This is a genomic window from Flavobacterium sp. GW821-FHT11G01, from assembly GCF_058808175.1.
The window spans coordinates 375,302-386,801 of the sequence record NZ_JBXARK010000002.1 but is presented as its reverse complement, the minus strand read 5'-3'; the positions used below and the strand labels follow the sequence as shown (position 1 = coordinate 386,801).

At 30.8% G+C, this 11,500-nt stretch carries 10 protein-coding genes; 2 read left to right on the top strand and 8 right to left on the bottom strand.

From position 1 onward, the window contains the following. Positions 1 to 271: 271 nt before the first annotated feature. Positions 272 to 577, top strand: a complete 306-nt coding sequence (locus AC1RRN_RS05490; RefSeq protein ID WP_492966341.1) for a hypothetical protein — start codon at positions 272 to 274, stop codon at positions 575 to 577. Positions 578 to 668: 91 nt separating this feature from the next. Here AC1RRN_RS05490 and AC1RRN_RS05485 read toward each other — a convergent pair whose 3' ends face one another. The 4 genes from AC1RRN_RS05485 to AC1RRN_RS05470 all read right to left on the bottom strand — a co-directional run bounded on the left by AC1RRN_RS05485 (position 669) and on the right by AC1RRN_RS05470 (position 3,647). Then, positions 669 to 1,655 (bottom strand): AlbA family DNA-binding domain-containing protein, encoded by a 987-nt coding sequence (locus tag AC1RRN_RS05485; protein WP_492966340.1) that lies wholly within the window; start codon positions 1,653 to 1,655, stop codon positions 669 to 671. A gap of 166 nt (positions 1,656 to 1,821) precedes the next feature. Beyond that, a complete protein-coding gene (locus AC1RRN_RS05480) occupies positions 1,822 to 2,532 on the bottom strand; it encodes a hypothetical protein (protein ID WP_492966339.1) in 711 nt (236 codons plus the stop codon). A 25-nt stretch (positions 2,533 to 2,557) separates the two neighbouring features. Continuing rightward, on the bottom strand, positions 2,558 to 3,055 hold the full coding sequence (locus AC1RRN_RS05475; RefSeq protein ID WP_492966338.1) for a hypothetical protein: 498 nt from the start codon (positions 3,053 to 3,055) through the stop codon (positions 2,558 to 2,560). Then, positions 3,045 to 3,647, bottom strand: a complete 603-nt coding sequence (locus AC1RRN_RS05470; protein ID WP_492966337.1) for a hypothetical protein — start codon at positions 3,645 to 3,647, stop codon at positions 3,045 to 3,047. The genes AC1RRN_RS05475 and AC1RRN_RS05470 overlap by 11 nt, the downstream gene beginning before the upstream one ends. 254 nt (positions 3,648 to 3,901) lie before the next feature. On the opposite strand from AC1RRN_RS05470, the gene AC1RRN_RS05465 reads away from it, so the two are divergent. Continuing rightward, on the top strand, positions 3,902 to 4,252 hold the full coding sequence (locus tag AC1RRN_RS05465) for a hypothetical protein (RefSeq protein ID WP_492966336.1): 351 nt from the start codon (positions 3,902 to 3,904) through the stop codon (positions 4,250 to 4,252). A 31-nt stretch (positions 4,253 to 4,283) separates the two neighbouring features. On the opposite strand, the gene AC1RRN_RS05460 is transcribed toward AC1RRN_RS05465, so the two are convergent. The 4 genes from AC1RRN_RS05460 to AC1RRN_RS05445 all read right to left on the bottom strand — a co-directional run bounded on the left by AC1RRN_RS05460 (position 4,284) and on the right by AC1RRN_RS05445 (position 11,137). After that, a complete protein-coding gene (locus AC1RRN_RS05460; protein WP_492966335.1) occupies positions 4,284 to 4,928 on the bottom strand; it encodes a papain-like cysteine protease family protein in 645 nt (214 codons plus the stop codon). Positions 4,929 to 4,936: 8 nt separating this feature from the next. Continuing rightward, entirely contained in the window at positions 4,937 to 5,512 is a 576-nt protein-coding gene (locus AC1RRN_RS05455) for a hypothetical protein (RefSeq protein ID WP_492966334.1), read from the bottom strand. A 458-nt stretch (positions 5,513 to 5,970) separates the two neighbouring features. Continuing rightward, positions 5,971 to 7,869: a hypothetical protein gene (locus AC1RRN_RS05450; RefSeq protein WP_492966333.1), complete on the bottom strand. Its 1,899-nt coding sequence runs from the start codon at positions 7,867 to 7,869 to the stop codon at positions 5,971 to 5,973. 631 nt (positions 7,870 to 8,500) lie between these two features. Continuing rightward, a complete protein-coding gene (locus tag AC1RRN_RS05445) occupies positions 8,501 to 11,137 on the bottom strand; it encodes a hypothetical protein (protein ID WP_492966332.1) in 2,637 nt (878 codons plus the stop codon). Between the last annotated feature and the right edge of the window lie 363 nt (positions 11,138 to 11,500).

Here is an 11,500-nt window from a genome sequence, read left to right as displayed (position 1 = left end):
TGAACTGCAAAACAGGCTCAGCAATGGAGAGAATTACAATGATATCATTGCGAATTCACGTAAAAATTGGATAAAAAATTATTTAACCAATGGACTAAAAATACTGAAAAAATTAGGATTTGTCACACCACAGCTTTAATGTAAATTGAAAACCGTGAACTAGATTGTTATAAAAAAATGTATCCTAAAATAGTTACATTTGTATTACAGTAAAAGCAGATCAAGATTTTGCTTATCTATTAATTGAATCTTAATCCTAAAAACAGCTATAATGATAACCGAAATTTTAACAGTAGAACAGGTTAAGCAATTTGCAAAACAATTGACAGCAGTAGGTTTAAGTTTTCATCCTGATGATGATTTTAATGATTATGTAAACGTTGCTGACAACACCCTTTATTATAGCAAAGAAGATGCAGAGTTGAGAAATGAATTAATACATGAATGCTTTGATGTATGTGAGAAAGAAGGACTTGATATATATCAAATTATGATGGAAGAATTATTAGTGGAATCTGGTTTGGACAAAATTATACCATTACCATCTAAAACAATAATACAATCCCAAACAAACTAAATTATAGCACCAAAGTCAGGTATAAAATTATTTTAGTGCCATTTTAGGGCTATCCAATTGCGTTGTTGCAGTATAGATGTTAAGCGTTTTTTTACGTTGTAAATTTTATGTTTTTTGTTATTGCTCCTTCTGTAAAATCATCGCTTCTTATTACTACAGTTGCATCAATCACATTTGATTTATCTTCCAATATCATAATAGACTTGAGAAATATATCATTGTCGACTGAATTTTGAGCTAATGTTACAGCAAATTTATGTTTCAAAGGATTTCTCGCAACTATAAATTCATTGTTATTCTCTTTCGCATCAATATGAATATTACTTAAAACTGGATTAATTGGAGTTACTATAGGTGCAAAAAAACTTGCTTTCTTTGCATTATATTTATTTTTTTCAATTTCACGTAAAAAATCTTCTTCTAATAAAATTTCATAAGCAGGAGATTTTTTAATAATTATTTCGACATCAATATCGATCGATTTATTTGATCTGTTTGAAATATTTAAATCAAGATATTTCACGCCCCATTCCCGATATTGTCCAACAACTGGTACAATATCAATATCTGCCTGTCGATTTAAATGCTTGTTTTTATTTTCAGTTATGTCATCTAATTCTTTTCTTCCAATTTTTTTTGTTGATGTTCCAACTCTTATAAACCCATCACCATATTTGAATAATGTTTTTCCGTCAATTGGATTTTTAGTATCCTTCTTAAAGAGATAGGGGCGATTGTTGTTTTCAAAAAGTCTAAAGAAGCATATTGTTTTCTCGTTATAAATAAAATGTTGATATTCAAAATTCACTGGTGGCTCAATGTTGTCATTAATAAATTGACGATATTTTGCTTCATCAGTTGGATTATCTATCCCAATAATTTCTTTTGTTTTATCCTCCAATTCTTTGATGCCAATTATTATGAATTTTTCACTATCAGATAAGTGATTAGCAAAAGCAGAAATGTCTTTAAGTATTTCATTCTTCTTAGGATCTCTTCCTAAACTATACTCAATCATTTTAAAGTCAACTCTGTGACTTTCATTTTCATATTCTATAATCTCGATAATGTTTTGCAAGGTGTCGTTTTTTTTAATATCACATGACGTTTCGTAACCTTGCAGTATTGCGAAAGTCCGTAACCAGTTATTTACTTCTAAAGATAAAATTTATTGCGAATTGTAAACGTGAATACAACGAAAGTTTTACAATTTTCGCAATACGCTGTTGGGGAAAGTCATTGCATTATTCTGTTAAATATTTATCTAAAAACTCCTGAAGGGTTTCATCTCCTCCATGGTTCCGAAGTAAATTCAGCCTAATTTGTCGATTCGATAATTCATCGTCATTAAAGTCAGCATTTGTATATCCTCTGAGAAAACCAACGTATTCTTCAACATCTTCAACTGTCCAGTTCAAGCTGTCAATTCCTCGTTCAGTAAATAAAACTCTTGGATCTATGTAGATATCAAAATCTTTATAACATTCCGCAACAACAGTAAGCACTTCCACTAAACATTTTTCAGAAAGTTCTACTACGTTTCCACTTGGAACCTCCTTGATTTGACTATTAGTCGGAACATAAAATTGTGTTGAATCATAAAATATTCCTTCATAAATACTATTTTCAGGAGCAATTGGAATTATGCCTGTTTTTTGTGCATGGTTTCTAAATTCAACAAAAGCTTTTGCTAACTTACTACTACGTAATTTTTCCTGCCTTATTTTGTACCAATCATCAAAATTGGGATATTTTGTCATCACAAATTGTAATGTAAAAGTTATGCTCCTTAAAGCGGAAACATAGGCACTAAAAATGTAATTGAATTTAGGATCCAATGGATGCGTTTCTTTGAGTTCTTCTAAGAAGTAATCAGCTTCACCGATCTTCCAGGAAACAATATGAATACCTGCATTTGGGAACACGAATTTTTTTTCCATAGTTTGTGATTGCAATTTTTAAGCTGTTTTAAATTACCTGTTAAAAAGGAAAATCAACAGATTTATTTAGAACTCTTTTTACCAGTCCATTTACGTTAACATTTAATTCATCTATATTCCCATCAAAAAATATTCCTGTCATATCATGTAAAAACATTCTGTAACTTTCATTTAAAATTGGATAAGCCACAAGATGAAATTGTGTATCATACTGCGAATTTATATTTGTACGATCAAATGAAAACAACCCCATTTTAGCATAATTTTTAAAATCCTCTTCATAATTTTGCCTGTCAAAATCCTTATTAGCGTCATACTTTGATGCAATAATTTCATCTAAAGAGGGATTAATTACAAAGTCAAAAGGTTTTAGGTAATCATAGTTTTTAATACTATATCTAAAGTCATTATGAGAACCATCGAAAAAAATTCCATCCTTAATCTGAAGTCCAGCGGTTGCAAAATGGCAAACAATATTTTTATATAAGAAAAAAAGATCTAAATCGAAATCCGCTGAGTTATTTATTTTATTTTTCATTGCCAAATACTTCTACACAATTAATACATCTACTTCTCACTTCTAAAGTTCTGGGCCGTATTGCATTTGTAAATAATAAATTTTCAATTTCCAGTTTTTTTTCCAGTTTAAGAACATTATTTGCCGCCTTAACCTCAGCACATTTTCCAATAATATTTTTCGAGTTGGTTTTGAATGAAGGTTTACCAATTTCACCAAGTACTGATGTTAATCGGGCTTTTAATTTTTTTTCAAACTTATCATTTTTCAAATAATTGTGTGATGTCCCAAAACATCCAAACTTTTTCCCTTTCACTGCTATTGAAATGGCTACTAGATCAAATTTATTGTGATCAATATAAAATTTTTCTCTTCTACTTGAATACATTTTCTGGATTTGATTGATACTCTCTTTATAACAGGATGATTTATGAATAAGCATACTGTATAGTGATTCAAGGCTTCGATCTTCTTTAGTTATTTCATGACCTTCAGCAAAGTGATTATTTAAACTATCCAATATCTTTGTGACTTCTGCCTTTCTGGTAGACCCATTCAAATTTATTCCCAATTTTGCAAAATTTTTAATAATATCTGATAAAATTTTCTTCAACCTATTTATAAATTAGTAGTTATTTCTAAAGGACAATATTAGGGAAAAGAGTTTTTAATATGAGGTTTATATAAAGATAATTTGTAAGTTTTTTTATCATTTTGATTTGCTTGATGCAGTAATAATTAAAAATCAAAACGACACTGCAATAATCGAGGCTTCATCTACTATTACTAAACCATAGGTTTATAATTGCATTAAAAAGAAAATAAAAGTATTTAAAGAAATGGTCTATATTTGTATAAATAGCTATTATGATACACAAAGTTTTTTTCATAGATGATTATGAGTTTGTTTTGGACTTTTTCGATAAAGAAATGCTGGAGCAGCTACAAGAACAGGACAACACTGCAGCTTTTGTCGTGAACTATATTCCCAAGGTTAGTGAACTCGATAACCAAACCGATAAAATTATGGATCATTACGAGAAAGGATTCTTAAAGGAAATCAACGCTGTTATAAATGAAAATCCTGAATGGTATGAGCGATTTGAATTACCTCGTAGATTTAATAGAGAAGGTTGGACAGGATATCGCAACAGTTTTAGCGAGCGTGTAACCCTTACTGCACATCGCACTATATTATTGAAGGTTAAAGAAAATTAAAACTGTAAACTGAATTAAAAAGTTATTAAAATCATTTTATAACATTATTTCCCACTATTTGGATCTGCCAGTCTACACTGTACTTGGCTTCATACATTTTTAGAAAATCCATGAATTTCATGATGTGTTCATTACCATCTAAAGGATCGATATAGGAGATATCCGTATGCTTTCCATCAACTGTTCCGAATATACCTGTAATTAATACTGCATGGACTGTGCCACCAAATGGCGGATTTGCATCGAGCGTTACTGAAAGGGGGCCATATTCTTTTAAATAACTTTCCCAGCCCTCGATCGATGGATTCAATTGTTGCATGATAGTCAGGCCTGCTTGTTTATACAATGCCATTTCATCATCGACGCCTATTCCAATCTCATCAGATTTATCGTAAAGATTTGTGTACTTTGCCCCGTATCGACCCATTACGTCTTCTATTTCCAATTTCTTGTTTTCTTTCCACGATAAAAGCATTGTTAAAACAGTTGCCCAACACGAGTTTTGCGTAGGCTGTTTCAAAGGGTACAGATTTTCAACCCTATAATACACACAATTGTCAGCGCATGGGTAATTTGTCTTTTGGGGTGGCTTTATCAAAGTACCAGAATCATGACAGCTATTTACAATCATTGATAGTGAAAGCAAAACAAAACACCTGAATTTATTTGCTTTCATGTTTATTATTATTTAAAATTATAGTTCTCGGTAAATTTTGAGATAGAAGATTGAATCTTGCTTGTGTCTGCAACAATTTTGAATTCGGGGTCTTTTGTTCCGCCTTTGGATACTGCAACGGTTAGTTGAGCTTTTAAATTCTCCAGGTCGCTATTTTTTTCTGCAATTACATTTAACAGGTCATAATATTTCTTTCGGATTTCTACATCACAAGGATTAGCATTAAAAGCCAAGAAATTGCTTTTCATTATTGTTTCCATTCTGATATTTTCCTGATTTAACTTTTCTCGCAATTCTACTATTTGATTGTTCAATTGTATCGATAATGTTGCTTTGGGTTTAGTTGAAAGACTATCCATTATTTCAGTTACGAGATCAATTTTGTTATTGAAACTTTGAGCAAATGCAGGAAATGCTTTGGTGGGATTTTTGAATACTTTGGTTGGCATGGAATTATTGGCACCGCAATAAACTGTCTCTGTCTCAGTTTCATTGGGATCTGGAAAAATCTTAATGATTACAAAAGCGATGATGGCGACAACAACGACAATCAAAATACCAATGGTTACTTTATTATCTTTCATTTTTATATTAGCTAAGTGATCACAAAGTTAATACGCTAATATACAAATAATTACAAAACTACGCGTCACTGATTTCAATCAACGAAATGGATTAAACAAAGGTATTTTAACGTGTTCAACTGTCGAACACTTAGCTATCTTTTTTTTAATTATTTGCAGATAAAAAAAGAATCACTTTTAGGAAAAACAACAAAAAAAGTTAAAGATTAATGATTTTTATTTAATTAAAAAACTTCGTAAAAACACTCTAAACACTAGTATTTTCGGTCTTTTTCACAAGCCTATTTATAAACATTAAGATAGGAATCAGCTGTTCAAATAACAAACTAAAACCCGTCTTCCGCTTTATTGTTTGATTTACCAGAAAAAGAAAGTCATTACTAAAAGACTCATTAACATTAAAAGCGTATATTTAAATTTGAACCTTTACAAATATAAAAATATTCCTGCTTTATCAATTACTTCTTCCTCGGTTTGGGAATATCAGGCATCCCAACCCCCGTTTTAATATAATACGAATCAATTTCCTGAGAAAATGTGGAATAAATTACATGCCTCTCTTCTGTTTCTTGAATTGGAAAATTTCCATCCAGATAGTACCCTAGTATGTCAATCTCGTCCATGAACTCAACATTTTTCATTTCGTAAATCTTTAATCTGTTCCTCAAATAGTCATTAAAATCATTTTCATTCTCAATCAGTTCGGAAAAAATCATCAGGTCGTATAAAGAGACTATCCAGGACCATTTGTAATCTTCGTTCAATATTCCTGCTTCAATTAGATACCTTAAATTAATTGACACTGCCGCAAAATGCTCTAAAGTAACAGTTATCTTAAAAATTTCCTTTTGTGCAGCATTTTCTATTTCAAGAACCTTCCTGGATCCATCCTCAATATATTCAAATGAAACTTTTTCCTTTTCCAGGATATATTTCTTAGCACGGTTACATTGATAAGATCCATAGTCAATTGTGTCTTCTATCCTGCCCTTTAATCCTTTCAAGGCTCCTCTTTTATGTTTATCGTTGAGTTCTCCAGCCTTAACTTCAATTATATAAATTGCGTGCTCTGAAATACCTATCAAATCCAATTCCGTCTTTTTAGTCACCCCATTTTCTAACACTTCATACTCCAATGAACTGTAAAAAATAGTACTAGGAAGCATCCTTTCAAACAATAACTTTGTTTTTCTTTCTAAATAATTATCCCTCGAATGATAGCTGGAATTTCCTTTATAGTTATTTTCGTAGTATACTTCACTGGCATTTTTAATTAAATTTTCCGTAATTCTAAAAATATTTCTAAATGCCAACTGAATTGAAAAGTGGTAAAACTTATCATTTTCTTTAATCAAAGGTTTATTTTTGATAATTGTATCATTCATTATAAAGCCCTTGTATTGAGGCGGAAGCAAAAAACTTGCATTACTTCCGTAAGAACATGATAATTCATTAAAAATTTTGCCTTCTTTTTCATTCTCCGGAATTACCCAGAATATTTTTGCATAACCTTCAATATGTTCCAGAGGATAATGTACTAACCCCATTCCTCCTTTAACTGGGGTCACATCAGGATACTCATCTGCAAATATTTCAAATGGACTTTTTCTTTTTTCCATTATAAGCTCCATAATTCCCTGCTCACCTCCTTTTTGATCACTCCATCTCAAAAACCTGTCATGGCTTTTCATCGATCCAAACAGTGTTCCAACTTTTGATAAGACAAGATCATCCAGTTTTATTATAGTATGTAAAATATCATTGGAATTAAAACCATAAAATTGTTCTAAAAAATCATCCTGAGGCGCAAAAAGTTCTTGGTAAACTTCCATTATATGCTGATGATAACCATTTCCACGCATGTTCATTGTATCCTGAACAACACTGTTTCTGATCCATTCATCACTTCCATTTCCATCAACAGGGATGTTTTTAGAAACTTCCAAAAAATTAAAATTTTGTTTTAACTTAATTAGTTGTTCATAGATCTCATTGATTTGTTTTTGAGTTGGAATTATTCCCGAATTGATATTTGCACCAGATAAGCATATACTCATAAGATACTCCAGTAGAACCTCTGCATGTTCATCCTCCAGCATTTTCTCATCTGCTATATCTTCTTTATCAGGTCCATTGTACACTGCTATAAATTGATTGTGCAGATTTGGAGAAGCTTTAATTAATCTTGCTCCCAAAGCCCCAAGGATGTATTTTTTATCTAATTTGTTTATCAAAACAATTGCAGTTTCAATTTCATCCCTTAGCCAAGCGGTGTATCTTTCCGGGTCTTTCCTTGCCTCTTCCGCCGCCTGCTTAAATAAAAGCAAAACATCTTCTAAATCATTTATTTCATCCATAAAAACCTATAGTTAAAGTTACAATATATTAACTCATTAAGATCAATACTATTTATACAACTAAAGTAAGCTTCTCTCTTTAAGCTTATAATCTTATATGTACACTTAGCAAGTTTGCATAAATAAAAGTTGAAAATACAATTTTCCAAATTAACATTCAGGAAAATTAGTAAAAATCTTCTTCTTTTTTGTAACATAAAAACCATTATTAGCAATGCTTAATGACAAATCCTTTTTACTTGAAAATTCGCACCTTACAATAAACGGACTTTATGTTTCCTGCTGTATTTACTTCCAAAAAACAACAAATTTCAAGCGGAATTGCGGCTGTTTTTTTGCAGGTTTTAAAGTGCATCAGGATATGAAATCATATCTACCGGAGCATTATGATAAATTGGGATATGTATCTGCTGCTATTAAGCTTTCTATCATATTTTTAATTTGGAGGATGAATCAATTAATAAAGCTAAAAAAGTAGAACCAATTTAATTTTGATCTATAATATCAGCACATCGGAAACAAAATTATAACAGCAATAATACTCATACTCATGTGAGTAAATTACAATGCTCTACAATAAAAAGTAAAAGATCCATATTAATTGGAATAATTCGACATTTATAAATATTTATCACAGCTCTTCATGACAAAAGATGTTATAAAATATCCTTTTTAGTCTCTCATCGTGGTCTTTAACAATATGCTTCTGAACCTCCCGTTTTAGTACCTGCTGATGCTTTTTCATATGCTTGTAATAGTACATCGAACCATATCCGTCAATCCAATAAGGATTAAATTTTTTATAGTCGAACGAGTTAATATCTAGCAACCAGTCATAATAATTCGATATGCCGGCAAATTTGACAAAGCGCTGGTCAGAAAGAGTCAGATCATATTTAAAAATAACGTTAAATATACCATCCAGCACAGAATATCTTTTTCCATCAGTATCTTTATCGGCCCCAAATCCTTCATGGTTCAGTATTTCTTTATTAATATCAGCAGAACTAACTAAAGAATTAAAATAGTCCTTGTAATCACAGTCGATTAACTCATAAACTAACATCATAGAACACAATTCAGAATCGAAATTTTTATCTAATTTTTCAATCAGAAGATCTCTCAAATCTTCTTTGTGTACAGGAGCCAGCAATGCATAAAAAGTGATAATCAAGTGATATCCGTTAGAATTATGATACTTCTCCGGATCCAGATAATTCACTAGAGATTTAAACTCTGCATCAGTTAAGGATAAGCCAATTTTATTGTAATGTAGTTCATCGAACAAAGCAATCAGTTTATTTGAATCGTAAAACCCTTCATTCTCCACAGTATAAAAAACAAATCGCAAAAGCTCACTGTTGCTGATATGAGTATTCTTCCGTATAAAAAAATCATATATACTCGAGGAATTAAATCGCTCCATTAAAGTTTTATTATCCAGTACCTTAAATATATTTTCAATTACAATTGACACATCGGCAGTTTCTAATTTTAATATACCGGCAAAAAAAACAAAATTTCTAAAAATTTTATTATACCTCTCTTTAAAATTAGAAGCAAAATATTCCTCGATTCCTTCTAGTATGACGCTGAACTCATCTGTTGAGTTTTCCGCGAAATTTGAAAATAGTTTGAGAAATTGGTAATCTTGATTCTCATATTTCTCATATTCAATTTCGTACAAGTTGTATCGTTTTAAATACTTTTCAAATTCTTTCTTATCGCCATATTCTACAAAATGATACAGATAGAAATCGTTTAAACTTTCAATTTTATTACATCCGTTTCTAATCGAATAAGAAGCCACTACACTTTTAAATAAATTATTTATTATCTGCTTATAATCTGAATAGTCATCATAAACGATGAAGTTTTTAGAAATAAAACCGTGCAGTATGGAATATTCATAATCTAGTTCATCCTCGAAATTGACGGAACTCCTAACACCTCTAAGATATCCATAATAAAACTCGTCTACTTTATCGGTATATGACTGAATGCTTTCTTTTGCCGAGGTGAAAAATGAGCTTCGTACAATAGTCTCCTTTATTTTAAGATCTGTCGCATCTACTTCAATATCATCAAGAGAAATACTTTTCAGTTCTTTGATTATTTCAGCTTTGCCGGAAAGCTTATAATATCCCCATTCAATAAATGTTCCTAAATGCAGTAAGTTATGCTGGGCTATAAGATAAGAGATTTTACGATCCTCAACATGAGCCTTAAGAGACGCGCTTTTAAATACGTTTTTAGCTGTGAGCAGATCGCCGATTTTATAATAGAAATATCCCTGTCTCAACATTTCATTAAGTGAGCAGCCTTCCCAATCCAAGGGCAGTGCTCTGAAAGCATCAATAAACTTGAATTTTTCAAAATGATCGAAATAATCATCCTGCTTCTTTACTATATTAATTATCTCCTTTACCTGCCCATATTTGTTTCCTCTAATAGTTCTAATGCCATTTTCACTCAGGATTCTGGTAATAAAATCCATCATATGGAATAGTGATCTGTCTTCAGAAAAAGTATCAACCAGTGTACTATTTACAAATTCAAGATCGGCAAAAAGTCTGTAGAAATCTTCATTGTAACTCTTGTAACTAAAAACACTTCGGCGGGAATAGTCATTTAATTTACGTTCAAAAACATTTTCATTTAAAAACATCCTTGAATGCAGAATATTAATATCCTTGAATCTTATTGATAAAAAATCATAAACCTGCTTTACAAAGGGCTGTTCTTTAGCAATGGGAATAAATGGATTTGATGATGTAGTATTTCGATAATATACCTCAATTGAATTTCTGAAAAAATCATAATATTTATCAAAAATATCACCTTGAATATACTTGGTTAATCTTTCCCAACTCCAATACTCTAAAGAAATATTTTGTTGGATCGACAGCTTCATACATTCCGTTGTGAGTTGAGCATCATTTTTGTAAGTTGATGCAATTATAAATTTTTTAAAATGCCCTCCCATCGATTCATTAAAAACCTTAAAGCGCTCCAATTCATTACTAAAATCAGATAAAAGTTCCTCCCTTATTTTTTGATCAAGTCTTGTAATCAATTTGTGTTTGCATTGGATTACTGTCTCTTTTTCAAAGGAATAAATATCAATCCCATGTTGCTTTTGTCCCTTACGTCCATATAATTCGTAAGAATTTGTCTTATCCACATTATTAAATATATCACAAACAAATTCTTCGAATATCCTGTCATTTATTATAGGAAAAAATTGAAAGTTTGAAATGCTCCTCATCTGCAACTTTTTAAATTTAGTTTCTAAAAGTAAGAAATTAAGCGTAACTTATTTAGAACACACAGTTATTGTAAATAGGCTTCTGGCTAATATCTGCTGTTGAATTCGTCAAAATTATCCTGTTGACTTAGTAAGAAAGCAATTAGTGACTTACATAAAGTAAAAAAGCAATCAGTTATAGTTGTGGTCAACAACAACAAAAAAACAAAATTAAAAATGAATCTCGCAGGGCTGTCTTTTAATTTATTAGAAGATCTTGCCTTTCTATTGTTTATCCTGCAAACTATAATACCAATTATTCCTAAAAAATAGGTGTTCAACTATCGAACACCTTGCGTCATTTTTTTACAACTTTTTTTATAA

Bases quoted from the DNA above. Each gene is read 5' to 3' on its own strand.
- AC1RRN_RS05455 (WP_492966334.1), bottom strand. From the start codon at position 5,512: ATGAAAGATAATAAAGTAACCATTGGTATTTTGATTGTCGTTGTTGTC.
- AC1RRN_RS05475 (WP_492966338.1), bottom strand. From the start codon at position 3,055: ATGAAAAATAAAATAAATAACTCAGCGGATTTCGATTTAGATCTTTTT.
- AC1RRN_RS05490 (WP_492966341.1), top strand. From the start codon at position 272: ATGATAACCGAAATTTTAACAGTAGAACAGGTTAAGCAATTTGCAAAA.
- AC1RRN_RS05450 (WP_492966333.1), bottom strand. From the start codon at position 7,869: ATGGATGAAATAAATGATTTAGAAGATGTTTTGCTTTTATTTAAGCAG.
- AC1RRN_RS05445 (WP_492966332.1), bottom strand. From the start codon at position 11,137: ATGAGGAGCATTTCAAACTTTCAATTTTTTCCTATAATAAATGACAGG.
- AC1RRN_RS05460 (WP_492966335.1), bottom strand. From the start codon at position 4,928: ATGAAAGCAAATAAATTCAGGTGTTTTGTTTTGCTTTCACTATCAATG.
- AC1RRN_RS05465 (WP_492966336.1), top strand. From the start codon at position 3,902: ATGATACACAAAGTTTTTTTCATAGATGATTATGAGTTTGTTTTGGAC.